The 23,346-nt window shown below is 73.0% G+C and carries 25 protein-coding genes; 12 read left to right on the top strand and 13 right to left on the bottom strand.

Going from position 1 to position 23,346, the window contains the following annotated elements; translation table 11 throughout:
* Nucleotides 1–58 precede the first annotated feature (58 nt).
* The 11 genes from MMB17_RS25280 (at nt 59) to MMB17_RS18205 (ending at nt 12,438) form a co-directional block, all read left to right on the top strand.
* Entirely contained in the window at nt 59–649 is a 591-nt protein-coding gene (locus tag MMB17_RS25280; protein WP_276518045.1) for a ComEA family DNA-binding protein, read from the top strand.
* A 613-nt stretch (nt 650–1,262) separates the two neighbouring features.
* Entirely contained in the window at nt 1,263–1,964 is a 702-nt protein-coding gene (locus tag MMB17_RS18250; RefSeq protein WP_241099802.1) for a carbonic anhydrase, read from the top strand.
* Nucleotides 1,965–1,977: 13 nt separating this feature from the next.
* Complete coding sequence (locus MMB17_RS18245) at nt 1,978–3,540, top strand: SulP family inorganic anion transporter (RefSeq protein ID WP_241099801.1); 1,563 nt, start codon at nt 1,978–1,980, stop codon at nt 3,538–3,540.
* Between the two features lie 164 nt (nt 3,541–3,704).
* Nucleotides 3,705–4,562, top strand: a complete 858-nt coding sequence (locus MMB17_RS18240) for a TrmH family RNA methyltransferase (RefSeq protein WP_241099800.1) — start codon at nt 3,705–3,707, stop codon at nt 4,560–4,562.
* Nucleotides 4,563–4,610: 48 nt separating this feature from the next.
* On the top strand, nt 4,611–6,203 hold the full coding sequence (gene crtI / locus MMB17_RS18235) for a phytoene desaturase family protein (RefSeq protein WP_238311185.1): 1,593 nt from the start codon (nt 4,611–4,613) through the stop codon (nt 6,201–6,203).
* Nucleotides 6,203–6,625 carry a DUF2141 domain-containing protein gene (locus tag MMB17_RS18230; RefSeq protein ID WP_241102234.1) on the top strand — a complete coding sequence of 141 codons (423 nt, stop codon included), beginning with the start codon at nt 6,203–6,205 and terminating at the stop codon, nt 6,623–6,625. Before crtI ends, MMB17_RS18230 begins: the two co-directional genes overlap by 1 nt.
* An 8-nt stretch (nt 6,626–6,633) precedes the next feature.
* Nucleotides 6,634–7,611: an ABC transporter ATP-binding protein gene (locus tag MMB17_RS18225; RefSeq protein ID WP_238311184.1), complete on the top strand. Its 978-nt coding sequence runs from the start codon at nt 6,634–6,636 to the stop codon at nt 7,609–7,611.
* Nucleotides 7,608–8,807 carry an ABC transporter permease gene (locus MMB17_RS18220; protein ID WP_241099799.1) on the top strand — a complete coding sequence of 400 codons (1,200 nt, stop codon included), beginning with the start codon at nt 7,608–7,610 and terminating at the stop codon, nt 8,805–8,807. The genes MMB17_RS18225 and MMB17_RS18220 overlap by 4 nt, the downstream gene beginning before the upstream one ends.
* Before the next feature lie 124 nt (nt 8,808–8,931).
* Nucleotides 8,932–10,482, top strand: a complete 1,551-nt coding sequence (locus tag MMB17_RS18215; RefSeq protein WP_238311182.1) for a phytoene desaturase family protein — start codon at nt 8,932–8,934, stop codon at nt 10,480–10,482.
* A gap of 79 nt (nt 10,483–10,561) precedes the next feature.
* Nucleotides 10,562–11,314: a lysophospholipid acyltransferase family protein gene (locus MMB17_RS18210; RefSeq protein ID WP_241102233.1), complete on the top strand. Its 753-nt coding sequence runs from the start codon at nt 10,562–10,564 to the stop codon at nt 11,312–11,314.
* On the top strand, nt 11,311–12,438 hold the full coding sequence (locus MMB17_RS18205; protein ID WP_241099798.1) for a glycosyltransferase family 2 protein: 1,128 nt from the start codon (nt 11,311–11,313) through the stop codon (nt 12,436–12,438). Before MMB17_RS18210 ends, MMB17_RS18205 begins: the two co-directional genes overlap by 4 nt.
* A 20-nt stretch (nt 12,439–12,458) precedes the next feature.
* Here MMB17_RS18205 and surE read toward each other — a convergent pair whose 3' ends face one another.
* From surE to MMB17_RS18175, 6 genes are all read right to left on the bottom strand, one after another.
* Nucleotides 12,459–13,223, bottom strand: coding sequence for a 5'/3'-nucleotidase SurE (surE, locus tag MMB17_RS18200; RefSeq protein WP_238311180.1), 765 nt, complete (start codon nt 13,221–13,223; stop codon nt 12,459–12,461).
* Complete coding sequence (gene serS, locus MMB17_RS18195) at nt 13,223–14,722, bottom strand: serine--tRNA ligase (protein WP_241099797.1); 1,500 nt, start codon at nt 14,720–14,722, stop codon at nt 13,223–13,225. Before serS ends, surE begins: the two co-directional genes overlap by 1 nt.
* Nucleotides 14,723–14,808: 86 nt before the next feature.
* On the bottom strand, nt 14,809–14,988 hold the full coding sequence (locus tag MMB17_RS18190; protein WP_241099796.1) for a hypothetical protein: 180 nt from the start codon (nt 14,986–14,988) through the stop codon (nt 14,809–14,811).
* Entirely contained in the window at nt 14,940–16,151 is a 1,212-nt protein-coding gene (locus MMB17_RS18185) for a septal ring lytic transglycosylase RlpA family protein (RefSeq protein ID WP_241099795.1), read from the bottom strand. Before MMB17_RS18185 ends, MMB17_RS18190 begins: the two co-directional genes overlap by 49 nt.
* Nucleotides 16,152–16,452: 301 nt before the next feature.
* Nucleotides 16,453–16,758, bottom strand: a complete 306-nt coding sequence (locus tag MMB17_RS18180; RefSeq protein ID WP_241099794.1) for a ribbon-helix-helix domain-containing protein — start codon at nt 16,756–16,758, stop codon at nt 16,453–16,455.
* Nucleotides 16,742–17,380 (bottom strand): ParA family protein, encoded by a 639-nt coding sequence (locus MMB17_RS18175; protein ID WP_241099793.1) that lies wholly within the window; start codon nt 17,378–17,380, stop codon nt 16,742–16,744. Before MMB17_RS18175 ends, MMB17_RS18180 begins: the two co-directional genes overlap by 17 nt.
* Before the next feature lie 372 nt (nt 17,381–17,752).
* On the opposite strand from MMB17_RS18175, the gene MMB17_RS18170 reads away from it, so the two are divergent.
* On the top strand, nt 17,753–18,298 hold the full coding sequence (locus tag MMB17_RS18170; protein WP_238311175.1) for a hypothetical protein: 546 nt from the start codon (nt 17,753–17,755) through the stop codon (nt 18,296–18,298).
* 10 nt (nt 18,299–18,308) lie between these two features.
* Here MMB17_RS18170 and MMB17_RS18165 read toward each other — a convergent pair whose 3' ends face one another.
* The 7 genes from MMB17_RS18165 to MMB17_RS18135 all read right to left on the bottom strand — a co-directional run bounded on the left by MMB17_RS18165 (nt 18,309) and on the right by MMB17_RS18135 (nt 23,234).
* Nucleotides 18,309–19,580 carry a COG3904 family protein gene (locus MMB17_RS18165; RefSeq protein ID WP_241099792.1) on the bottom strand — a complete coding sequence of 424 codons (1,272 nt, stop codon included), beginning with the start codon at nt 19,578–19,580 and terminating at the stop codon, nt 18,309–18,311.
* Nucleotides 19,581–19,853: 273 nt separating this feature from the next.
* The gene (gene cobF, locus MMB17_RS18160) at nt 19,854–20,609 is read right to left on the bottom strand and encodes a precorrin-6A synthase (deacetylating) (RefSeq protein WP_241099791.1); all 756 of its coding nucleotides are present in this window, start codon (nt 20,607–20,609) and stop codon (nt 19,854–19,856) included.
* A gap of 20 nt (nt 20,610–20,629) precedes the next feature.
* Complete coding sequence (locus MMB17_RS18155) at nt 20,630–21,025, bottom strand: hypothetical protein (protein WP_241099790.1); 396 nt, start codon at nt 21,023–21,025, stop codon at nt 20,630–20,632.
* Nucleotides 21,026–21,512: 487 nt separating this feature from the next.
* A complete protein-coding gene (locus MMB17_RS18150; protein ID WP_241099789.1) occupies nt 21,513–21,773 on the bottom strand; it encodes a hypothetical protein in 261 nt (86 codons plus the stop codon).
* An 18-nt stretch (nt 21,774–21,791) separates the two neighbouring features.
* A complete protein-coding gene (locus tag MMB17_RS18145) occupies nt 21,792–22,013 on the bottom strand; it encodes a hypothetical protein (RefSeq protein WP_241099788.1) in 222 nt (73 codons plus the stop codon).
* On the bottom strand, nt 22,010–22,189 hold the full coding sequence (locus MMB17_RS18140) for a hypothetical protein (protein WP_241099787.1): 180 nt from the start codon (nt 22,187–22,189) through the stop codon (nt 22,010–22,012). The genes MMB17_RS18145 and MMB17_RS18140 overlap by 4 nt, the downstream gene beginning before the upstream one ends.
* A gap of 34 nt (nt 22,190–22,223) precedes the next feature.
* On the bottom strand, nt 22,224–23,234 hold the full coding sequence (locus MMB17_RS18135; RefSeq protein WP_241099786.1) for an SDR family oxidoreductase: 1,011 nt from the start codon (nt 23,232–23,234) through the stop codon (nt 22,224–22,226).
* Nucleotides 23,235–23,346 lie beyond the last annotated feature (112 nt).

Genomic DNA, 23,346 nt, shown 5'->3' with positions numbered 1-23,346 from the left:
CTTGCCTGGCGAGCCGCCGCGCGCCGGTACGCGAGAGGATGACGGGTTTCTTGGGGCGATGAAGGCATCGACGCTGTTTCTCGGCTTCACCCTGGCGGTGCTGGCCGCGGTGCTCACCCTGCTCTGGCAGGCATTCGGGCCGAGGCCGCTTCCGCCCTCTGCCCTGCAGGGCCCGGCGACGAAGCCCGCGCCCACCGCGCCGGCCCCGGCGGAGCGCACCGAAGAGCCGGGCGTGCGCAGCGTCTATCCCGGGCCGCGGCCGAGCGCGGCGCCCCGCCCCAGCAGCAGCGCCGAGGCGCCGGCCGCCCCCGCCCCTGCCCCCGCCCCGCTTCCGGAGGCCGGGACCGAGAAGCCGGCTCCCGCCGCTCCCGCGCGGGGAGCCGAGGCCGCGCCGCCGGACGAGATGCCCGGCGAGGATCCGCAGGACGTGCCGGCGGCGCCCGCGCCCGCCGAGGCCGCCGGGGCGGAGACGGGCGGCGTCGACCTGAACACCGCCTCGGTGGAGCAGCTGAACGGCCTCGGCGCCGGGATGATCGGCCGGGTGATCGTCGCGGGCCGGCCCTATGCCAGCCCGGACGACCTCGTGACCCGGCGCATCCTGACGCGCCGGGACTTCGAGACGATCCGCCCGCACGTCACCGTCCGCTAGACGCGCCCCTCCCCGTTCCGGATCGCCCGTCGCCGGGGCCGGGGCCGCGCCCCGGCTCGCGGCCCAGTCGGGCCTGGTCTGCGGAACGAGGGCCTCCGGGTGCCGTGGTTTATTCTAATCCCGGAATTTTTCGAAAAATCGTCTTCTGGTGCGCATCGGCACGTCGATGGTCAATTTTCGCGGATTAAACGCCTGATCTCTGCTCGTAACATATCGCACTGATATAAATTTCTTCTTTTCCTATCCTGCGAAGCACCGGTCGGGACTGTGTGCTGACCCCGGAGTTCCGGGAAAATCTGCCATCGTTCCGATCCCCATCCGCATCGACGACCCCGCGTGCCGCTTCGTGGCGGCGGCCGCGGAGTCCTGTCGGTTACCGCGCTGCGGCGAGAGGCTGCGTCGGGGGGAATCGCGGGAGGTTGGTCGTGCCGGCGCAGCACGGGGGAAGGATGAAGCCGGCTTTCATCCTCGCCCCGCCCGTCGTTCCTCGGAGCGGCCGCGTGCGCGCCAAGGATCGTTGCCCGTTCCGGCCCCCGCCGGACGGTCTCCGTCGTCGATGAATCGTTCTCCGTTGCTCGGCAACCGGGCCACCCCCTAACCGACGAGGACCAACGTGAATCACATCTTCCAGGGCATATCGAGCTTCCGCGGAAACGTGTTCCCGGGGCAGCAGGCCATGTATCAGCGCCTCGTGCGCGACGGGCAGTCCCCCAGCGCCCTCATCATCGCCTGCGCGGATTCCCGTGTCTCGCCCGAGCACATCACCCAGGCGGGGCCCGGCGATCTCTTCGTCTGCCGCAACGCCGGCAACATCGTCCCGCCCTTCGCCGAGCAGAACGGCGGCGTCTCCTCGGCCATCGAATACGCGGTGGTGGCCCTCGGCGTGCGCGACATCGTCGTCTGCGGCCATTCGGATTGCGGGGCCATGAAGGGGCTGATGAACCCCGGCGCCCTCTCCAGCATGCCGAACGTCGCCGCCTGGCTGCGCCACAGCCATGCCGCCAACCAGATCGTCTGCGAGGCCTATCCCGAGGGGATGGACCCGAAGGCCCGCCACCGCGCCGTGGCCCTGGAGAACGTCGTGGTCCAGCTCGGCCATCTGCGCAGCCATCCGAGCGTGGCCGCCGGCCTCGCCAAGGGGCAGCTGCGCCTGCACGGCTGGTTCTTCGAGCTCGAGAGCGGCCAGATCCTCGGCTACGACGGCAAGCTCGGCCGCTTCGTGTCGATCGAGCAGGACGCGGAGATCCCCGTGGCGCAGGCGCCGGCGGTGCGCCTCGCCGCGCCCGAGATGGTCGTCCCGGTCGCGGCCGAGTGACGGAGCCCCTGTCATGAACGCCCTTGCCCGGCTGCTGCCCCCCTCCCTGAAGCGGGACTTGCCCTCCTCCTTCGTGGTCTTCCTCGTGGCCTTGCCCCTGTGCATGGGCATCGCTATCGCCTCGGGCGTGCCGCCCGAGCGCGGCCTGCTCACGGGGATCGTCGGCGGAATCGTGGTCGGCCTGCTGGCCGGCTCGCCGCTCCAGGTGAGCGGGCCGGCGGCCGGGCTCGCGGTGATCGTGTTCGAGTTCGTGCGCGAGCACGGCATCGGCATGCTCGGTCCCGTCCTCGTGCTGGCGGGGGTGATCCAGCTCATCGCCGGCGCGGCCAAGGTCGGCGGCTGGTTCCGTGCGATCTCGCCGGCGGTGGTGCACGGCATGCTCGCCGGCATCGGCATCCTGATCGTGCTCGCGCAGATCCACGTGCTGACCGACGCGCTGCCCCAGGCGAACGGGCTCGACAACCTCGTCGCCATCCCCGCCGCCTTCTTCAACTTCGTGACCGGCGACGGCTCCCGGGCCGGGGCGGTGACGGTCGGCCTCACCACCATCGTGGCGATGATCGGCTGGGAGAAGCTCCGGCCGGCGAACATGAAGCTCGTGCCCGGCGCCCTGATCGGCGTGCTGGCCGGGACCGTGATCGCCGCCCTGTTCGCCCTGCCGGTGAAGCACGTGGTGGTGCCGGAGGCGATCTTCTCCGGCATCGCCCTGCCCGTCTCCGGCGAGTGGGCCCGGCTCGCCGAGCCGACCATGCTCGTCGCGGCGCTGACGCTCGCCGTCATCGCCAGCGCCGAGAGCCTGCTCTCGGCCGCCGCCGTCGACCGGATGCACGACGGTCCGCGCACCCAGTACAACCGGGAGCTCGGCGCGCAGGGCGTGGGCAACGTGATCTGCGGCCTCATCGGCGGCCTGCCGATGACGGGCGTGATCGTGCGCTCCTCCGCCAACGTCCAGGCCGGTGCCGCGACCCGCGCCTCGGCGATCCTGCACGGCCTCTGGATCCTAGCCTTCCTGCTGCTGCTGCCGGGCCTGCTCAAGCTGGTGCCGACGGCCGCCCTCGCCGGCATCCTCGTCGTCACCGGCTGGCGCCTGATCGGGCCGCACCATGCCCTGCACCTGCATCGCCAGTACGGCCTCGCCACCGCGGCGATCTGGCTCGCCACCATGGTCATGGTGGTCGCCACCGACCTGCTCACCGGCGTGCTGGTGGGGCTCGGCCTCAGCCTGATCCAGGTCGTGCCCTACCTCCTGAAGGGCCGGCTCAAGATCGAGACCGGCGCGGCGGAGACGGCGCAGCCCGCCGGCGTGGGCAAGGCGGTGCCGGAGCTGCGCCTCTCGGGCTCGGCCACCTTCCTGCAGCTGCCCCACCTCAACGAGGCCCTGGAGCGCACGCCCTCGAGCGGCCCGGTGCGGCTCGCCGCGGACGAGCTGCACCATGTCGACCACACCTGCCTGGAGGCGATCGGCGAATGGGCCTCGCGCCGGCTCAAGAGCGGGACGCGGATCGAGGTGGTCGGCGGCAGCCGCTCGATGCGCGACCGCCTGATCGCGGCGGTGGGCCCGGTGCCCGCCCATTGAGGCCGGATCGGGCATCCGCGGAAGCGGTCCCGGTCCGGCGGAGGGGACGCCAGGATGCCGCGCCGCGCCCGGTCGCCCTGCGACCGGGCGCGGCTCCGCGCGGGCGGCTCCGGGGATCCCGGGGCCGCCTCACGGCGCGGCCGGACATCCGCTACAGAGGCGGGATGACCCCGATCCTCATCGACGATCCCCTGGACCCGCGGCTGGCGCCCTATGCCGCGATGCGCGAGCGCGATCTCGTCGGGCGCGAGGGCCGCTTCATCGTGGAGGGGGAGGTGACCCTGCGCACCCTGCTCTCGGGCCGGGCGCGCTTCCGGGCCGAATCCGTCCTGCTGAGCCCGAACCGGCTCGCCGGCCTGGCGGATCTTCTCGACGGGCCGGACGCGCCGCCGGTCCATCTCGCCGCCAAGCCGGTCATGAGCGCGGTGGCGGGCTTTCCGATCCATCGCGGCGTGCTCGCCGTAGGCCTGCGCGGGGCGGAGCCCGCGGCAGAGGCGCTGATCCCGCCCGCCCCCGCCCCGGCGACGGTGGTCGCCCTGGTCGGGCTGACCAATCACGACAATGTCGGCGGCCTGTTCCGCAACGCCGCCGCCTTCGCCGCGGACGCGGTCCTGCTCGATGCCGCGACCTGCGACCCGCTCTACCGCAAGGCGATCCGCGTCTCCGCCGGGGCGGCGCTGACCGTCCCCTTCGCCCGGGTCGCGGACGGGGCGGCCCTGCTGGCGCTGGCCGAGCGGCATGCCCTGGAGCCCCTCGCCCTGACGCCGTCCGGCGACGAGGAGATCGGCGCCTTCGCCGCCCCGCCGCGCGCCCTCCTGCTGCTCGGCACCGAGGGGCCGGGCCTGCCCGCCGCCCTGATGGCCCGGATGCGCCGGCTGCGCATCGCCATGGCGCCGGGCTTCGATTCGCTGAACGTCGCCACCGCGGGGGCCATCGCCCTGCATCACCTGGCGCTGAACACCGTGGCCGCGCGCAAGCGGGGCCATACGCGCGACAATCCGCGCCAATTGCCGGCTCCCTGAAGCCGGCCAAGATTGGCGTCGGGTTCACGAAACGGGGAGCGGTGTGCAGTGCTGCAGTCGCGGGAGGGCATGCGCACTCTGTCCGGGAGCCGCGTGATCGTCGTGGGAGCCGGCCCCGGCGGCCTCGCCACGGCGCTCCTGCTGGCCCGGGCCGGCCTCCACGTCACCGTGCTGGAGCGCGACGCCGCCGTCGGCGGCCGCACCAAGACCGTCGAGGCGCCGGGCGGCTACCGCTTCGACATCGGTCCGACCTTCTTCCTCTATCCGCAGATCCTCGCCGACATCTTCGCCTCCTGCGGCGAGCGGCTGGAGGACCACGTGGCGCTCAAGCGGCTCGACCCGCAATACCACCTCGTCTTCGAGGGGGAGGGCGGCCGTTCCAGCGAGATCCGCGCCACCGGCGACCTCGACCGTCTGGAGGCGGAGATCGCCCGGATCGCCCCGCAGGACGCCCGCAACCTGCGGTCCTTTTTCGCCGAGAACCGGAAGAAGCTCTCGAAGTTCAAGCCGGTGCTGGAGCAGCCCTTCGACAGCCTCCTGTCGATGGCGAGCCCCGCCATGCTCACCGCCCTGCCCCACCTGCATCCCGGCCGCAGCGTGGAGGGCGACCTCAAGCGCTTCTTCGCCGATCCGCGGGTGCGCCTCGCCTTCTCCTTCCAGACCAAATACCTCGGGATGTCGCCCTTCCGCTGCCCGAGCCTGTTCACGATCCTCTCGTTCCTCGAATACGAGCACGGGGTCTATCACCCGGTCGGCGGCTGCGGCGCGGTCTCCGAGGCGATGGCGGGCCTCGCCCGGCGCATGGGCGTCGACATCCGCCTCAACACGCCGGCGGAGCAGGTCCTGTTCGAGAACGGCAAGGCGAGCGGCGTCGCCGTGCCGGGCGAGACCCTGAAGGCCGATGCCGTCGTCATCAACGGCGACTTCGCCAAGGTCGTCCCGCAGATCGTGCCGGAGGCCTACCGGCCGCGCTGGCGCGACGCCAAGGTCGACAAGGCCCGCCTCTCCTGCTCGACCTACATGCTCTATCTCGGCATCGAGGGACGCATGCCCGAGGCGCTCGGGCACCATACGATCCTGCTGGCCCGGGATTACCGGCGCAACATCGAGGAGATCACCGGCGGCGTGCTGCCGATGGAGCCCTCGCTCTACGTGCAGCATGCGGGCTTCACGGACGGCGGCATGGCGCCCCCGGGCCACACCGCCCTCTACGTGCTGGTGCCGGTGCCCAACCTGAAGGCCGGCATCGACTGGGCGGCGGTCGGGCCCGCCTATCGCCGGCTGGTCCTGGACCGCCTGAGGCTCCTCGGGATCGAGGATATCGAGGAGCGCATCCGCTACGAGCGCGTCGTCGATCCCCGCGGCTGGCGCGACGACTTCGCGGTGCATGAGGGGGCGACCTTCAACCTCGCCCACGATCTCGGCCAGATGCTCTGGTTCCGGCCGCACAACCGCTTCGGCCACGGCCTCTATCTCGTCGGCGGCGGCACCCATCCCGGCTCCGGCCTGCCGGTGATCTACGAGGGCGCGCGCATCTCCGCCCGGCTGCTGATCGAGGATCTCGCCGGCCGCCGGGCGCCGGAGGTGCTGGCGGAGCTTCCCGCCACGCAGCCCCTGGCGACGCAGGGGGAGCCGTCGTGATTCGCGCCGCCGCCGGCGCGGGCGGGTTCCTCGCGGCCCTCGCCCTCGTCCCCGGGCAGGCGGCCGGCCTCGACGTGACGGTGAGCGGCATCGAGCCCGGCGGCACGCTCTACGTCGCCCTGTGCCAGGGCGGCCTGTCGGAGGAGGCCTGCCGGATCGGGCAGGACGCGCCCGCGGCCGGGGCGAGCCAGCGTTTCGTCTTCCGCGACCTGCCCCCCGGGATCTGGGCCGTGGCGGCTTTCCAGGATCGCAACGGCAATCGCCGCCTCGACCGCACGCCCCTCGGCCTCCCCCGCGAGCCCTACGCCTTCTCCGGCGGCGGGCGCCGGGCACGGCCGGACTTCGCCTCCGCCAGCTTCCGCCTGAGCGAGCCCGGCGCCGCGCTGCATCTGCAGCTCGTCCGGGCGCTGCCGCCCCGCTGACCCGGCCGATGAGCCAGAGCGGATCCCCCCTCGTGGTCGTCGCCTCCGCCTCCCTGGCCTATCGCGGCCGGCCGGCCCTGGCGCGGGTGGACCTGACGCTCCGGGCGGGGGAGATCCTGGCGCTGCTCGGCCCCAACGGGGCGGGCAAGACCTCGCTGATGCGCCTCGTCGCCGGGCGTCTCGCCCCGGCCGCCGGCAGCGTCCGGGTGGCCGGGGGCGATCCGTTCCGCGCGGGCGCCGTGCGCCGCCTGATCGGCTGGGTCCCGCAGGAGATCGCCCTCTATCCGCGGCTCACCGTAGCGGAGAATCTCGACGTCTTCGCCGAGCTGGCCGGGCTGTCCGCCGGGACGCGCCGGGCGGCCGTCGCCCGGGCCCTCGACCAGGGGGCGCTCGGGCCGGTGGCGCGGCGGATCGTCGGCACCCTGTCGGGCGGCTACCAGCGCCGGGCGAACATCGCCGCGAGCCTCGTCGCCCGCCCCCGCCTGATCCTGCTCGACGAGCCGACCCAGGGCGTCGATCTCGAGGCGCGGGCCGCGATCCACGCCCTGCTGGCCGGCCTGCGCGCGGAGGGCGCCGGGCTCCTCGTCAGCACGCACGATTTCGCCGAGGCCGAACGGCTCGCCGACCGCGTCGCCGTCCTCGGGGAGGGGCGCCTCCTGCGCGAGGGGCCCCTCCCCGCCCTGCTTGATCCCCTGCGCCGGGACGCGCCCGAGCAGGAGGTGCTCCTCGAAGACGCCCCCGCCGCGGCGGCGCGGGCCGCCCTCGCCGCCGCCGGCTTCACCCCGGCCGGTGCCACGGTGTGGCGGGGACGAACCGAGAACGGCCTCGACGGGGCGGCCCTGCTCGCGCATCTGCGCGCCCTCGGCGTGCCGGTGGCGGAGATCCGCCTGCGCCGGCCGGGGCTGGAATCGCTCTACCGCGCGGTGCTGGCCGGCGCGCCCCCGGCGCCCGCCCCCGCCCTGTCCCTGGCGGAGACGGGCCGATGAGCGCCGCCTTCCGGGTGATGTGGCTGTCCCTCCTGCGCGACAGGGCGGCCCTGGCGATGGCCTTCCTGCTGCCGACGGTGATCTTCGTGGTCTTCGCCGCGATCTTCTCCGGCGCCATCGGCGAGCGCATCCGGATCCATCTCGGCGTGGCCGATCTCGCCGACACGCCGACGACCCGGCGCCTGCTGAGCGCCCTTGCCGCCGAGCCCTCCCTGCGCCTCGAACGGCTGGAGGCGGGCGACGTCGACGCGGTCGTGGCGGCGGTGCGCCGGGGGACGGTCGACGTCGCCCTGGTCCTGCGCGGCGATCTCGCCGCGGGCAGCGCGTCCGCGCCGGCCGATCAGCCGGTGCTGCTCGTCGAGAATCCCGCGCGGGCGCTGGCCACGCCGATCGCCCTGGGCCAGCTCCAGCGGGTCCTCAACGAGGCCCTGCCCGACGTGGTGCTGACCCGGATCGTTGCCGACGTCGAGCGCTCGGGCAAGATCGGCGCAGACGAGCGCGCCTTCCTGGAGGAGACCTTCGCCGAGCAGCGGGCCAAGAAGGAGCCCTTCGCCTTCGCCAATTGGGTGGAGCGCCGCTCCACCGGGTCGGGCCGCGGCAACGACCGCGTCGCCTATTACGCCGGCGCCATCACCGCCGTGTTCCTGCTGTTCTCGGCGATGCAGGGGGCGCTCTCCCTCGTCGACGAGCGGAGCGCGGGCCTGGCCGACCGGCTCGCCGCCGCCCCCGGCGGCCTGCCGGCGATCGTCCTGGGCAAGTTCGCCTTCCTCACCCTCCAGGGCGTCGTGCAGACGGCGCTGATCTTCGCCGCCGCCGCCCTGCTCCACGGCGTCGACGTTTCCCGCCATGGAATCGGCTGGCTCGTCACCGCGCTCCTCGTCGCCGCCATGGCCGCGGGCCTGGCGCTGGCCGGATGCGCCCTCGCGGCGACGCGGCAGCAGGCCCATCTCGTCGCGACCTTCGGCGTGCTCCTGCTCTCCGCCGTGGGCGGCAGCATGGTGCCCCGCTTCCTCATGCCGCCCTGGCTGCAGCAGGCCGGATGGCTCACGCCCAATGCCTGGTCGATCGAGGCCTTCCAGCGCGCCCTGAGCGAGGGTGCCACGGCGGCGCTTCCGGCCTGGGCCGTGCTGGCGGGGCTGGCCTTGGCCGGCCTCGGCGCCGCCCTCGCCCTGGTGCGACGGGGGCAGCCCGCATGAAAAACCTGTCGAAGGGGATGGCGCGACCGGTTGGCGCGTTGACCCCGCGATTCCCGATCGTAGCTTCGGCCCAGCGGATCGGCCGAGCTTCGGGCCTCACGCCGATCCGGAGAGCACGACGCCCATGAGCCAGGATTCCTCGATCGCCGTGATCGGCAGCGGCCTCGGCGGGCTGGCGGCGGCCTGCGTGACGGCGGCGCGGGGGCACCGCGTCACCCTCTACGACAAGAATCCCTGGCTCGGCGGCAAGGCCGCGGTGCTGCACGAGGGCGGCTTCCGCTTCGATATGGGGCCGACCATCCTCACCGTGCCCCGGGTGCTGGAGCGGATCTTCGCCGAGGCCGGCCGCAGCGTCCACGACTACATGGACCTGCGCCGGCTCGACCCGCAATGGCGCTGCTTCTTCGAGGACGGCGCGCGGATCGACCTGATCGAGGACGTGGAGGCCATGGCCGCCACCATGGAGCGCTTCGCCCCCGGCCAGGGCGTGGGCGAGGGCTACAAGCGGTTCATCGCCCTCTCCGAGCATCTGCACGGCGTCTCGGAGCGGTTCTTCTTCTGGAAGGCGGTGCAGGATCTGTTCGACACGATCGACCTGCGCGCCAACATGAATCCCGGCACCCTGCGCGACGTTCTGAGCCTGCGCATGCATGCCACCGTGGCGAGCACCATCCGCGGCAAGGTGAAGGATGCCCGCCTCGCGCAGATGCTCGACCATTTCGTGCAATATGTCGGCTCCTCCCCCTACGGCGCGCCGGCGGTGCTCTGCGCGATCGCGCATATGCAGACCGCGGAGGGCGTCTGGTACCCGATGGGCGGCACCCGGGCCGTGGCCGAGGGGCTCACCCGGCTCGCCCAGGAACTCGGCGTCGCCCTGCGGCCCGCCGCCGCCGTGACCGGGCTCGACATCGCCGGGGGCGCCGTGCGCGGGCTGCGCCTCGGCGGGGAGAGCGTCGCCTACGACGCGGTGATCTCCAACATGGATTCCGTGCGCACCTACCGCGAGCTCGTCGGCGGGGCGGTCGGCAAGGCCTACGAGAAGCGGAGCTTCGAGCCCGCCTGCTCCGGCGTGGTGCTCTATCTCGGCCTCGACCGCCGCTACGAGCACCTGGCCCACCACGATTTCGTCTTCTCCCGCGACCCGGAGGAGGAGTTCGACTTCATCTACCGGAAGGGCGAGCCCGCCCCCGACCCGACCGCCTATCTGGCCGCGCCCTCGATCACCGATCCGAGCGTGGCGCCGGAGGGCGGCGAGGCGCTCTACGTCCTCGTGCACACGCCCTATCTGCGGCCGCATCACGACTGGTCGGCGATGTTCCCGATCTATCGCCGGGTGATCCTGGAGAAGCTGAAGCGCACCGGCGGCATGCCGGACCTGGAGGCGCGCATCGTCGTCGAGCGGCACCTCACGCCCCGGGACATCCACGAGCGCTACAACGTGCTCAACGGCGCGATCTACGGGCTGGCCTCGCACGGGCGGATGATGGGCGCCTTCAAGCCCGGCAACCGCTCGCGGGAGGTCGGCGGCCTCTACCTCGCCGGGGGCGCCGCCCATCCCGGGCCCGGCATGCCCATGGTGATGATGTCCGGCTGGATCGCCGCCGACGCCCTCGATCAGGACCTGCGCAAGGGCCGTCCGCAGCAGGCGGAGCCGGCCCTGCGCCAGAGCGCGTGAGGAGCCGGCGCGTGACGGGCTCGCGCGCGTGAGCGCCCCCCCGCCTCCGCCGGAGCGGTCGGCCCTCGTCTGGCGCTTCATGCTGCCCTGGTTCGACCGCTTCTTCCGCCGGCACATGAACGCCCTGCGCCTCGCCCGCTGGGGACGGCCGGCCTGCGCCGGCCATGCCGGGCCGCTCGTCCTCTATTGCAACCATCCCGCCTGGTGGGATGCCGCCACCCTCATCGTGCTCGCCGGCCGGCTGTTTCCGGAGCGCGAGGGCTTCGCGCCGTTCGAGGCGCGGATGCTGGAGCGCTACGGCGTGTTCCGCCGCATGGGCGCCTTCCCGGTCGATCTCGCGTCGCGGAAGGGGGCGCTGCAGTTCCTCGCCGCGGCGCGCAGCGTGCTCTCGGGGCGGAACCGCGCCCTCTGGGTCACCGCGCAGGGCCGCTTCGCGGATGTGCGCGAGCGGCCCCTCGGCCTGAAGCCCGGCATCGCCCATCTCGCCGAGATCGCCCCCGACGCCCTGTTCGTGCCCGTCGCCCTCGAATACGCCCTCTGGCAGGAGCGCGGGGCGGAAGCCTTCTGCGCCTTCGGCCCGCCGATCCCCGCCTCCGTGCTGCTGTCCCTCCCGCGCCCGGCGCGCCTGGCCCGGCTGGAGGGAGATCTGACGGCCCTGCTCGACCGCCTGAGCCAGGACGTGATCGCCCGCGATCCCGGCCGGTTCGAACCCGTGCTCGCGGGCCGGAGCGGCATCGGCGGGGTCTATGACGGCTGGCGCCGGCTCGTCGCCCTCGCCCGCGGACGGTCCTTCGACCCGGCCCATCGCCCGGAGGGGGAGCGGCCGCGATGATGCTCGCCCTCGCGCTCCTGGCCCTCGTCCTCGCCCTGCTCCCGGCCGTGATCGCGGCGGTGAACCTCGCGGTCTACCGCACGCCCGAGCCCGGCCCGGTCGGGACCGGCCTCGTCTCGATCCTGATCCCGGCCCGGAACGAGGCGGCGATCATCGCCGAGACCGTCGAGGCGGCCCTGGCGAGCCGCGGCGTGGCGGTGGAGGTGCTGGTCGGCGACGACCATTCCAGCGACGACACCGCGGCGATCGTCGCCGCCCTCGCCGCCCGCGATCCCCGCCTGCGCCTCCTGCCCGTGCCCTCCCTGCCGGAGGGCTGGACGGGGAAGAACAACGCCTGCGCGGCCCTGGCCGCGGCGGCGCGGGGCGAGCGCCTGCTCTTCATCGACGCGGATGTGCGCCTCGCGCCGGAGGGCGCCGCGCGCCTCGCGGCCCATGCCGCCCGCAGCGGGGCCGCCCTGGTGAGCGGCCTGCCCCGCCAGCGCATGGAGACGCTGGGCGAGCGCCTCACCGTGCCGATGATCGGCTTCCTGCTCCTAGGCTACCTGCCGATGCCGCTGATGCGGGCGCGGCCCGATCCCTCCCTCGGCGCCGCCTGCGGTCAGCTGATCCTGGTCGAGGCGGCGGCCTATGCCGCGAGCGGCGGCCACGGGGCGATCCGCAGAAGCCTGCACGATGGCGTGCGGCTGCCCCGCCTGTTCCGGGCGGCCGGCTACCGGACGGATCTGGTCGCGGCCTCGGCGCTGGCGACCTGCCGGATGTATCCGGGCTTCGCGGCCGCCTGGGCGGGCTTCTCGAAGAACGCCAACGAGGGCATGGCGACGCCGCGGGCGCTGCCCGTCTGGACGCTGCTCCTGTTCGGCGGGCACGTCCTGCCCTGGCTGCTCGTGCTCGTGGGGCTCCTCGGCGGGCTCTCGACCGCTTCGCTCGCCGTCAGCCTCGCCGCCGGCCTGATCTCGCTTGCGACCCGGGCCGCGATCACCCGGGCCGCGGCCGAGCCAGCGGTCACGATCCCGCTTCATCCGGTCACCGTCCTGATCGCCCTGGCGATCCAGTGGAACGCCCTCACCCGCGCCGAGCGCGCGGGCGTGGCCCTCTGGAAGGGGCGGCGCTACCCGGTGCCCTGAGCTCTCGCCGGGCCGCTCCCCTAGTCCCGGAAGGCCTGGGCGAAGCGAGTCAGGGTCGGCTCGTCGGTGAGGTCGAGGCGCAGGGGCGTCACCGAGATCTTGTGGTCGGCGATGGCCTTGAGGTCCGAGCCGTTGCCCGGCTCGAACCGGGCCTTGGCGAAGGCGAGCCAGAAATAGGGATTGCCGCGCCCGTCGTGGCGGGCGTCGATGGCGAGCAGGGCCTGGTTGCGCTGGCCCTGGGCGGCCACCGCGATGCCCTGCACCTCCTCCGCCTCGCAATCGGGGAAGTTCACGTTGACGAGGATGCCCGGCTCGATCCCGATCTCCAGGATCTTGCGGATCACCTTGGCGCCGTGATGGGCGGCGCAGCCCCACTTGATGTTGGCCCGCCCCCCGAGGCCGTAGGCCTGGCTCAGGGCGATGGAGGGCACGCCGAGGATGGTGCCCTCCATGGCGCCGGCGATGGTGCCGGAATAGGTCACGTCCTCGGCGACGTTCTGGCCGCGATTGACCCCGGACAGCACGAGGTCCGGCTTGTGGTCCTTGAGGAGATGGGCCACCCCCATGATCACGCAATCCGAGGGCGTGCCCTTCACGGCAAAGCGCTTCTCGCCGGCCTGGCGCAGGCGCAGGGGATCGTTCAGCGACAGCGAATGCGACACGCCGGACTGGTCGGATTCGGGGGCGACCACCCAGACGTCGTCGCTGATCTCCCCGGCGATGCGCTCCAGCGTCTCAAGGCCCGGCGCGTGGATGCCGTCGTCGTTGGTGACGAGAATGCGCATCAGGAGTTCGGTCCCTCGATCCGGTTGAGGCCGCCCATATAGGGCTGGAGCACGGACGGGATCGTGACGCTGCCGTCCGGGTTCTGGTAGTTCTCCATCACCGCGATCAGGGCGCGGCCCACGGCCACGCCCGACCCGTTGAGGGTGTGCACGTAGGAAACGCCCTTGCCGTCCTTCGGCCGGTAGCGCGCGTTCATCCGCCGCGCCTGGAAGTCGCCGCAGACGGAGCAGGAGGAGATCTCGCGGTAGGTCTGCTGGCCGGGCACCCAGACCTCGATGTCGTAGGTCTTCTGGCTGGCGAAGCCCATGTCGCCGGTGCAGAGCGTCATCACCCGGTAGGTCAGGTCGAGCTTCTTCAGCACCGCCTCGGCGCAGGCGAGCATGCGCTCGTGCTCCTCGTCCGATTTTTCGGGGGCCGTGATCGAGACCAGCTCGACCTTGTTGAACTGGTGCTGGCGCAGCATGCCGCGGGTGTCGCGTCCCGCCGCCCCGGCCTCGGCCCGGAAGCAGGGCGTGAGCGCGGTGACGCGCAGGGGGAGCTGGTCCTCCGAGAGGATGCTTTCCCGGACGAGGTTGGTCAGCGGCACCTCGGCAGTGGGGACGAGCCAGCGATGAGCGGCGGCCTCTGCAAGTGGCCTCATCCGATCATAATATTGTTTTTGTTGCTCGGCAAAGTCGGAACTAATCTCAACAGAGATTTTGCTTCCTTGATCGGATGAATTCGATGTGTCGCTCAACAGATTAGATTTTAATTTTTTTGCCTCGTCTAGAAATCCAATATCATTTGTAAAAACCTGCTGCATAAAATCGGCGGCGGATGCAAAAGGGGTAGATGCGGAAAATTGGTCGTCGGCGAATTTGGGCAGCTGCGCTGTCCCAAACATTGCTTCGCTTCGAACCAGGATCGGTGGGGCCACCTCCAGATAGCCATGCTCCTGCGTGTGCAGGTCGAGCATGAACTGGCCGAGCGCCCGTTCCAGCCGGGCGAGCTGACCTTTGAGCACCACGAAGCGCGCGCCGGAGAGCTTGGCCGCCGCCTCGAAATCCATCAGGCCGGTGGCCTCGCCGAGCTCGAAATGCTGGCGGCCCTCGGCGAGGCGGCTGCGCGCGGAGTCGAAGCGGCGATACTCGACATTGCCGTGCTCGTCGGCGCCCTCCGGCACCTCGGCCTTCGGCCGGTTGGGAATCGCGGCGAGGCGCTCGTCCAGGGCCTTGGCGGCCTCCGCCTGCGCCGCGTCGAGGGCCGGCCCCTCCTCCTTCAGCCGGGCGACCTCGGCCATCAGCTCGGCGGCGCGGGCCTCGTCCTTCGCCTTCTTGGCGCCGCCGATCTCCTTGGCCAGGGCGTTGCGGCGCTCCTGGTTGGCCTGCGCGGCCGAGACGGCGTTCTTGCGGGCATCGTCCAGGGCGAGCAGCTCGGCGGAGAGCGGCGCCAGCCCGCGGCGTGCGAGATCGTGGTCGAAGCCTTGCGGGTTCTCGCGGATGGCGCGGATGTCGTGCATGGGGGGCTCGGGCGGCGTCTTCGAAAGTCGGCCGGCCCGCTTTGCCGCATCGCTCCCGGCATCACAAGGCCGGGACGCCCCTCCCGTCAGTAGACGCCCGCGATCCGCGAGCGCTTGCCCTTGGCGCCGGCCTTCGTGTCGGCCATCGCGGGGGCCTTGCCCTTCGGCGCCGAGGCGGCGGCGAGCTTGGCCATGGCGGCCTGGGCGGCGGCCGGCATCACCGCCGGCTTGGCCTTGCCCGAACCGGGGGCGGAGAGGGCCGCCATGCGGGGCGCGGCCGCGGCCTTGCCGGGCGCCAGGGCGGCGTTGCGGATCGCCGGCGCGCCCTTCGGGCCCGAACCGTGGATCGCCATCGGCGCCCGGCCGGCGGGCGCGGCGGCGAGCTTGAGCGGAGCGGGGGCGAGGCTGAGCGGCGCGGCCTGGGCGTGCTGGCTGCGGGCCGGCCCTTGCGCCGCCGCGAAGGTGGCGCGCGGGGCCGTGCCGGCCACGACGGGGCGGGGCGGAACGGCGCGGCGCGGCGCGCGGTCGGCTGCAGGGCCGCCGGCACGGCGACGCTCGCCGCGCTCGCGACCATGACCGGGGCGGGCCGGGCCGGGCGCGGGGCCGGGGCGGGCTCGGGCGCTTCGGCCGTTCCGGTCTCCCGGGCCTCCTCGTCCTTCGGCTTGAAGGCGAGGGGCGCGGCCTCCGGCCGGGTGAAGCGCTCGACGTCGGGATCCGTGTCGGGGCCGAGATCGGCCATCATGACCGGAGTGCTGATGCCGGCCGGGCGGCCGTCCGTGCGGAGCGTCGCGAGCAGCCGGCGGTCGTCGCTGCCGGCGGTGGAGGCCTTGCCGACATATTCGACCCGCACATGGGCGGTGCCGCGACGGTGGAAATCGAGGGCGCGGGCCGCCTCCTCCGACACGTCCATGACGCGGCCGGCATGGTAGGGGCCGCGGTCGTTGACGCGGACCACCATCGAGTAGCCGTTGTCGAGATTGGTCACCCGGGCATAGCTCGGCAGCGGCAGGGTCGGATGGGCCGCCGCGATCGAGTGGCGGTCGAACACCTCGCCGTTGGCGGTCATGCGGCCGTGGAAGGCGCTGCCGTACCAGGAGGCCAGGCCCTGGCGCACATAGCCCCGGGCCTCCTCCCGCGGGACGTAGGTCTTGCCCGCCACCACGTAGGGCTTGCCGGAGAAGCGGCGGCCGCCGCCCTTCGGGATCACGTCGCCCTCGTTGTAGAGGCGCCGGCTGGCGCGCACGCCGTATTTCGGATCGATGCCGTTGCCCCCGGAGGCGCCGGCGAGCTTCTGCGGATTGGTGCTGCAATTGGCGGTCGTCAGCGCCACTGCGCAGACGCCGAGGAGCTTCCAGAAGGGCGCGCCGAACGGCGGCAGGGCCGACGCATACGGGAAGGGACCCTTTCCGGTCTTCTCGACACCCGCCATGAGGACACGCCTGGGCTCCCCGTCACGCCACACGGGCACCCGCAGCGCGGGGAGCGCCGGTGCGGGGCCGTCACACGGGAAGCCGGCGGCAGCCGCCTCCCCCGCCCAAAATCGTCCGAACGCCGTAAAGGAAAGCTGAACGGATTCGTTTGCGCACAACAATCTTCCTGCGGGGCCGGGGGCTTGCGCGCCGGCGGACGGGTGCCCGGCGAGGCCGCACAGGGAAAGGGGCCTGAGGCGGCGGATCAGGATCCGTCCTCAAGCCCCTCGGACAGCGGGCGTCTTCGCGTTCCGGCCGCCCTCAGCGGCGATCCGCCATGACCTGCTCGATCGAGCGGGCGCCGCGCTGGCGGAACAGCAGGTCGAGCGCCTCGAGCATCAGGGCGTGCATCTTGGTGCGCTCGACATGGGCGAGGTCGCGCAGCTGGTCGTGGACCGGCGGCTCCAGATAGACCGACATCTGCCGCGCCCGCTGCTTCAGCGTGGCGGGGGCCGGGCGCTGGGGTGGGGCGCGGTCGAGGGAGACGATCTCCGCCGTCTTCTGTCCCCGCGCCGGGCTCGCCGCCGCCACGATGGAGGCGAGGTTGAGCTTAGGCGGCTTTGACATGACGGCTCGCCTGCATGCGCCGCTCGATCCAGCCCCAGAGCCGGCGCACCTCGTCGGCGGCCTGGCCCTTCGGGTTGAACTCGGTCACGCCCTGGCCGACGCCGATGGCGTCCTGGTGGTCGGTGCGGGCCACGATGTTCACGTCGGGCAGGATGCCGAGCACCGCCAGGCCGTCCGCCGCGTCGCGGATGCGGTAGGAGCGGGGCGGGGTCTGGTTCAGCACGAAGGCGAACTTCTTCTCCAGGCGGTAGACCGCCGCCAGCGTCGGCTTGAAGGCGCGCAGATCGGCGGGGGTGGGCCGGCAGGGGATGATGCAGAGATCGGCCGCGCGGATCGCCGCCAGGGTGCCGGGGGAATCGACGCCGGGGGTGTCGATGAAGACGTAGTCGTAGGCCGAATCGCGCAGGCGCTCCATCACGAGCTCCATCTGCGTGGCGTCGATCTGCGCCACCTCGGGGCCCTCCGCCGTGCGGTGGTCGAGCCAGTCCGAGATCGTGGCCTGCCGGTCCATCTCCAGGATGCAGACGCTGTGTCCGGCTTCCTGCGCCGCGACGGCCAGCGAGATGCACAGCGTGCTCTTCCCGCTGCCTCCCTTCTGGGTGACGAAGGTGATGGCTTTCATGATCGGGCGCTCCCTTTCGGTCCAGGCGGGCTCTTGTCGTCCGGGCGCTCTGAGCGCGGGCGCCCGTCCTGTGACACCGGGATCGCCTGATCCCCTGATCGCCAAACAGGGTTAACCGTTGGTTAAAGTGCATCCCGCGGGGGCAGGCGCCGGCGGGGCGACACCGCTTCCGTGCGCGCAAATTTAACTTGAAATTGAATCTGCGTTGCCGCTTCGATCTTCGCTTTACTGATGTATGATAAGGACTGTAGGCTCCCGGAATTGCGAAATCCGGGCACCAACGCCTTAACCTGAGGTTTGTCTCCGAGCGGCGAATAGCCGGGGCGGGACGCCTTCCGGGTCGTGGGTCGCCCGCCCGTAGCCCGGAGCCCCATGTCGGCCCTTCACCCCGATCTCGAAGATGCCCTCGCCCGGTCGGCCTGTCTCGGCCCCTGGTCACACCAGGCGGCCTGCGACCGTTTCGCCGCGGCCCAGGCGCTGACCCGGCTGCTGGGTCTCGAGGAAGACGCCACGGCGGGCGTGCCGCTCGCCGCCTTTCTCGCCCGGATCGAGGAAGGCACGCGGGTCGAGAGCGTGCTGCTCGCGGCCCGGCAGGGCAGGGAGCCCTTCGAGGTCGAGTTCCGCACCCGCGGCGGTCCGGAGGGGCGGCGCTGGCTGCGGCTGATGGGGCGGGGCGAGCACGACCGCGCCACCGGCCTCGCCTTCGACCTCACGGAGGAGCGCATGGTCCGCGGCAGCGCGGCCCGGGAGGCGCAGCGCCGGGTCAACCGCCTCGCCGACCACGTGGTGGCGATGAAGGGGCTGGTCGAGGGCCTGCCCAATCCGCCCCTCGCCCGCCTCGTCGATGCGGTGGCGCTGGAGATCGGTTTCGAACTCGCGCGGCGGTTGCAGCCGCCGGAGGGCAGCCAGTCCCACTGAGCCGGTCGGCTCAGGGGCGGGCCGTCGCCTCCAGGGCCGGCCGCTTCCCGGGGGCGATCAGCCGGCGCAGGGCCGTGGCCGCCTCGGGCAAGGGCAGGCTCAGGGCCCGCAGGTAGCGGCGATGCTGGAGCGCGCAGGCGGAGGCCGGATCGGGAATCGCCGCCGCCGCTTCGAGCCGGGCCGCCTCCGTGTCCTCCACCTCGATCGTCACGGGCAGGACGGCGTCGTCGAGGGCCTGCCGGACGAGATCCCGCGCCTCGACCGCGCCCGTCAGCATCCGCTGCGCGAGGACGAGGTCCCCCGTTTCCGCGAGGCGGGCGCAGGTCTGCGGGTGGCTCGGGCCGGCCCGCTCCATCGCCCGCACCAGGAGGCGCCCGAGGGCGAGCAGGGTCTCGTCGGAGGCGCCGTGCAGCGCTCGCGCCGCCGCCCGGGCGGCGTCCCGCTGCATCCCCGCGAGGACCGCGTCCTCCGATCGGCCCTCGAGATAGGCGCCGAGCGCCCGGACCGCGACCGCGTCGATCACCTGCGGCGCCCTCCCCTCGAAGGCGGAGAGGAGCGGCACGTTGCGCAGGGCGGCGGCGCGGGCATGGGCGAGGTCCGGCCCGTCGTCGAGGCTCGAATCCGGGAAGCGGTCGGTCCCGACCACGCCGGTGGCGACGTTGCCGCGCATCAGCCGGGCCGGATCCGGGATCCAGAGATCGCCGGAGGCCACCGCCAGGGCCGTGTCGGCGAAATCCGCCGTCACCCCCGCCGCGAGATAGGCCGCCCGTTCCGGCCCCGAATCGGCCTGGATGTCGAGCCCGAGCGGCCCCGTCTCGTAGGGCGCGTGGAAGCCGAGCCGGGCGCTCGCCACGATCAGCCGCTCGCGGCCGCGCACGAAGGCGAGGGTGCAGGCGGAGACGCAGTAATCCGGCACGTAGGTCACGAGGCGGTGGGCCGCGATCAGCTCCCCGAGCGCGTTGCCCTCGTCGACGAGGCCGCCCTCGCTGGTGAGATGGATGCGCTCCACCCCCGGATGCGCGGCGAGGAGCCGGGCGAGCCGGTCCGCCGTCCCCTCCCCCAATTCGCCGGAGAGCCGGATGTCGTGGCCGCCGGGGCCGAGGGCGACCCGGGCGGGGGAGGCCTCGGGCTCGGGGCCGGGCAAAGTCTCCGGCCGGAAGGCGAGGCCGCGGGCGGGGGGCGCCGCGAGGGCCGGAACCGGCTCCGGCGGCGGCCCGAGCCCGGCCGGCGCCAGGCCGGTCATGCCCAGGGCACAGCACAGGCCGCCGGCCAGAAGACTCAATCCGCGCAACGCGTTCCGCGCCGCTCGTGTCATGGTGTCAGCCCCTTCGGGACGTGGCGCGACCTTGTTCGTCCGCGGCTCAGTGTCCCGTATGGAGCCGGCCAAGCAAGGGCTCTGCCAGGGCCTTTCCGAGGCCGATTCCGGGCGGGAGACGGATTCGTGCGGTCGCCGATCGTCCGATAGAAAGGATTATTCGTACGGAAGGGCGAACAGGCAAGGGCCTCCCGCGGCCGGGCCGATTTGTCGCACCCTGCCCCGTCGGCTCCGTGCCGCCTAGCGCGGCCGGCGCAGCAGGTAGGTGTCCATGATCCAGCCGTGGCGCGCCCGCGCCTCGGCCCGCAGCCGCAGGATCTCCGGCGCCACGTCGCCGATCCGGCCGGCCACCACGATCTCGTCGGGCGTGCCGAGATAGGCGCCCCAATGGATGGTGAGGTCCGGGTCGAGCCGGTCGAGGGCGGGGTCGCCGTCGAGCATGACCACGGTGGTGTCGAGGGGCTCCGGCAGCCCCTCCGCGAGGCGCCGGCCGGTGGTGACATGAACCGGCTCGCCGATGCGGTTGAGGGCGATGCGGTGGCTCGCGCAGAGGACCTGCACGCTGCTGATCCCCGGGATCACCGCATGGGTGAAGGGCAGCCGGCCCCGGGCGGCGATGCGGTCGATGATGCGCAGCGTGCTGTCGTAGAGGGAGGGGTCGCCCCAGACGAGGAAGCCGCCGGTCCCGCCCTCGGGCAGGTTCTGGGCGATCAGGTCCTCGAGCAGGGCGGCCCGGGCGGCGTGCCAGTCCGCGACCGCCGTGCCGTAATCGGCGGGGGCGCGGTCGCGCTCGGGATCGGGGGCGGCGACGAAGCGGTAGGGCCGCTCGCCCATGTAGCGGTCGCAGATCTCCTGGCGGATCCGGGTGAGCGCGCTCTTCGAGCCGCCCTTGTCGAGGACGAACACGGCGTCGAGGCTGCGCAGGGCCTCGACCGCCTGGACGGTGAGATGCGCGGGGTTGCCCGTGCCGATGCCGATGACGAGGAGTTTGCGCACGGAGCTTCGGGATCGAGGCGTCAGCGGGTGAGGCCGCCGAGCCAGGCGGTCACGGGATCGACGACATAGGCGGCCACCGAGGCCATCCAGGCCCGGGCGCGGCTCGTCAGGCTATGGCCGTCATGGGCGCTGGCGCCCTCGCTGCCCTGGGCCGCGAGAACGCCGGCGACATAGGCGTCCTCGGCCGGCTTGCATTCGGCGAGCGCCGCGTTCTGCGCCGCCTGCTTGGGCACGCTGACGGGCTGGCCGGAATAGGCTTGGCGCACGCAGCGATGCCATTGCCGGCGCAGGCTCTCCAGGTCCGGGCCCGCCGGGACGCCGGTTTCCGGGGTGGTTTCCGCCGGAGCCGGCAGGGCCGGGAGCGGCCCGAGGGCCAGCGGCAGGGCCAAGGCTACGGACGCGCATCCCACTCGCATGGCTCCCCTCCTCGGACCGGCACGGAGGGCCGCCGCCGGCACCCGCCGACGTTCCCCACCCGTTCTCATCCGAAGGATTTAGGCGATTCTCGCCGCCGGCGCTGTCACCGGGATGCCCCACCGGCCCTCGCCGATGGCCTGCCCTCCCGGAAAGCCGCCCGCTCGGTCTCGGAGCGGGCTTGCGCCTCAGCCGACGAGGGCCGCCAGGGCGCTGCCGCCCAGGGTCACGACCATCATGGTCATCAGGAACTTCAGGTCTTCGATCCGGTCGCTCATCGTCGTACTGCTGCTGGGTTCGGGCCGGTCGGCGCCTTCGCGCCACCTCAAACGTTAATAGTCCTTAACCGGAACGGGCGGGATTCTGCGGTGCGTTTCCTCACCGTTGCTCACACCTGCCCACACCCCGGCGCGGCGCTTTGCGCGGTATGGTTTCCGAATTCTTAACGGCGCTGCCGGTTCCGGTCCCGCGGCGGCACGGGGCCTCCGGTCAGGCGGAGGGCTCGGACAGCCTGGCCCGGTGGCGGCCGAGGGCCGCGAGCAGGAGGGGCAGGGACGAGGCGCGCGCGCCGCGCGCCAAGCCGTCCGCAACGGCACGCTCCAGCACGTCGAGGGCCTGCATCTGGGCGGTGAGGCCCTCGATGGGAGCCAGGTAGCTCCAGAGGGCCGCGTCGAAGGCGGCCAGGGGGGAGGGCGGATCCGCGATCAGAAGGACGCGGAAGGCGTCGAGTGTCGGCTCCCGGGTCGTCATCGCGCGCGGATCCCGTCGTCAGTGGGAGCGCGGCGTGTCCGCCTTGCCCGACGCGGCATGGCGGTGATGCCGGTCGCGCTCGCCGCCGCCGCCGGAGACCTTCGACGGCGCTCCGCTGGTGGCGGCGCCGGGCTGGGGGCCCCTCCCCTCCGTCGGATCCGGCCGGTCGGGGCGCTGGTGGCTGCTGCCGGGGCCGCCGTGATGGCGGTCGGCGGCGGGCGTCTTCGAGGAGGTGCTCATCGGTCCTGCTGGTGTCCCTGATGCGTGGTGTTGACCTTGGCGTTCCCGGCCTGTCCGGTCTTGTCCGGATCGGCGCCGGGATTGGGCCGGCCCGTCTCTTTCGGGGCGGGCGCGGCGCTGCCGGGGCCCTTGTCGGAGCGGTTGGCCGGCGGGACCGGCGGGGGTGCGGTCGTCATGGGACGGTCTCCTCTCTCGGGTGGACGAATAGGCTCAGGGGCGGCGCGGGCCGCCGCCGATCAGGCTGGCCGCGGCGAGCCCGACGCCCGCCACCACGGCCGCGGTGGCGAGGGGGTGCAGCTGGCTGCGGGTGTAGAGGCTGCGCTGCATCACGTGCCCGGGATGGCCGCCCGAGACGCGCCCCGGGCGGCGGCCGGCGGCGTGCAGGCTGCCCTCCCGGTCGCGGGCGGGGGCGTCCTGGAACTGCTGGCCCATCAGGGTGCTGCCGATCCGGTCGAAGGCGCGGGGGGCGAGGGCCTGGGCCGCGGTCATCAGCCGGCCGCCGCCGCCGACATAGAGGTCGCGCCGCGGATGGACGGCGGCATGCAGGATCGCCTCCGCCACCGCCTCGGGGCGGTAGACCGGCGGCGGCAGCTTGGGCGCGCGGTCGGTGTAGTTCCGGGCGTGTTGCGGGAAGGGGGTGTCGATCGCCGCCGGCTTGATCAGCGTCACCGCCACGTCCGCCCCCTCGTCCTCCCACTCGATGCGCAGGGTGTCGGTGAAGCCTTTGATGGCGTGCTTGCTCGCGCAGTACATGCCCTGGAGCGGGAACGGGATGTCGGAGGCGATGCTGCCGAGGTTGATCAGCGTGCCGTGGCTCTCCTTGAGGTACGGCGCCGCCACCAGGGAGCCGTTCACCACCCCCCAGAAGTTCGTCCGGAACAGGCGCTCGTGGTCGGCCTCGCTCACCTCCTCGAGGCGGCCGATGATCGAGAGGCCCGCATCGTTCACCCAGGTATCGATGCGTCCGAAGCGCGCGATCGCGTGATCGGCGACGGCCTGGACCGCGGCCCGCTCGGCGACGTCGGCGGCGACGTGGCTCGCGGTGCCGCCCTCGCGCGCGATCTCCCGGACGATCTCCGCCAGCGCCTCGCCGTTGCGGGCGGCGAGCACGACCCGCGCGCCCCTCTGCGCGGCGAGGCGGGCGGTGGCGAGGCCGATCCCGCTCGAGGCGCCGGTGATGACGACGACCTGGCGGTCGAGCGGAGTGCGGGCGGTCTTCATGGGGCGGTCCGGTCCTCGGGGGGCTGGGGCGGATCGCGTCGGCGGATCCCCGCCGGCACGTCCCCCCTCTGCCCCGGAAACCGCCGGAGACCCTCCCCGTTCAAAGATTCCC

The sequence above is a fragment of the Methylobacterium organophilum genome (genome assembly GCF_022533465.1).
GTDB classification, from domain to species: domain Bacteria; phylum Pseudomonadota; class Alphaproteobacteria; order Rhizobiales; family Beijerinckiaceae; genus Methylobacterium; species Methylobacterium organophilum.
Note: the sequence above shows the minus strand (reverse complement) of the source record. Positions and strands in the feature narration are given on the sequence as shown.

What these genes read in the sequence shown, in the direction of transcription:
- MMB17_RS18220 (WP_241099799.1), top strand. Translation starts at nt 7,608, where the DNA reads ATGAGCGCCGCCTTCCGGGTGATGTGGCTGTCCCTCCTGCGCGACAGG.
- serS (WP_241099797.1), bottom strand. Translation starts at nt 14,722, where the DNA reads ATGCACGACATCCGCGCCATCCGCGAGAACCCGCAAGGCTTCGACCAC.
- MMB17_RS18140 (WP_241099787.1), bottom strand. Translation starts at nt 22,189, where the DNA reads ATGACGACCGCACCCCCGCCGGTCCCGCCGGCCAACCGCTCCGACAAG.
- MMB17_RS18145 (WP_241099788.1), bottom strand. Translation starts at nt 22,013, where the DNA reads ATGAGCACCTCCTCGAAGACGCCCGCCGCCGACCGCCATCACGGCGGC.
- MMB17_RS18185 (WP_241099795.1), bottom strand. Translation starts at nt 16,151, where the DNA reads ATGGCGGGTGTCGAGAAGACCGGAAAGGGTCCCTTCCCGTATGCGTCG.
- MMB17_RS18225 (WP_238311184.1), top strand. Translation starts at nt 6,634, where the DNA reads ATGAGCCAGAGCGGATCCCCCCTCGTGGTCGTCGCCTCCGCCTCCCTG.
- MMB17_RS18175 (WP_241099793.1), bottom strand. Translation starts at nt 17,380, where the DNA reads ATGAAAGCCATCACCTTCGTCACCCAGAAGGGAGGCAGCGGGAAGAGC.
- MMB17_RS18180 (WP_241099794.1), bottom strand. Translation starts at nt 16,758, where the DNA reads ATGTCAAAGCCGCCTAAGCTCAACCTCGCCTCCATCGTGGCGGCGGCG.
- MMB17_RS18240 (WP_241099800.1), top strand. Translation starts at nt 3,705, where the DNA reads ATGACCCCGATCCTCATCGACGATCCCCTGGACCCGCGGCTGGCGCCC.
- MMB17_RS25280 (WP_276518045.1), top strand. Translation starts at nt 59, where the DNA reads ATGAAGGCATCGACGCTGTTTCTCGGCTTCACCCTGGCGGTGCTGGCC.
- MMB17_RS18170 (WP_238311175.1), top strand. Translation starts at nt 17,753, where the DNA reads ATGTCGGCCCTTCACCCCGATCTCGAAGATGCCCTCGCCCGGTCGGCC.
- MMB17_RS18210 (WP_241102233.1), top strand. Translation starts at nt 10,562, where the DNA reads ATGCTGCCCTGGTTCGACCGCTTCTTCCGCCGGCACATGAACGCCCTG.
- MMB17_RS18155 (WP_241099790.1), bottom strand. Translation starts at nt 21,025, where the DNA reads ATGCGAGTGGGATGCGCGTCCGTAGCCTTGGCCCTGCCGCTGGCCCTC.
- MMB17_RS18190 (WP_241099796.1), bottom strand. Translation starts at nt 14,988, where the DNA reads ATGGCGGCCCTCTCCGCCCCCGGTTCGGGCAAGGCCAAGCCGGCGGTG.
- MMB17_RS18135 (WP_241099786.1), bottom strand. Translation starts at nt 23,234, where the DNA reads ATGAAGACCGCCCGCACTCCGCTCGACCGCCAGGTCGTCGTCATCACC.
- MMB17_RS18205 (WP_241099798.1), top strand. Translation starts at nt 11,311, where the DNA reads ATGATGCTCGCCCTCGCGCTCCTGGCCCTCGTCCTCGCCCTGCTCCCG.
- MMB17_RS18215 (WP_238311182.1), top strand. Translation starts at nt 8,932, where the DNA reads ATGAGCCAGGATTCCTCGATCGCCGTGATCGGCAGCGGCCTCGGCGGG.
- MMB17_RS18150 (WP_241099789.1), bottom strand. Translation starts at nt 21,773, where the DNA reads ATGACGACCCGGGAGCCGACACTCGACGCCTTCCGCGTCCTTCTGATC.
- surE (WP_238311180.1), bottom strand. Translation starts at nt 13,223, where the DNA reads ATGCGCATTCTCGTCACCAACGACGACGGCATCCACGCGCCGGGCCTT.
- MMB17_RS18245 (WP_241099801.1), top strand. Translation starts at nt 1,978, where the DNA reads ATGAACGCCCTTGCCCGGCTGCTGCCCCCCTCCCTGAAGCGGGACTTG.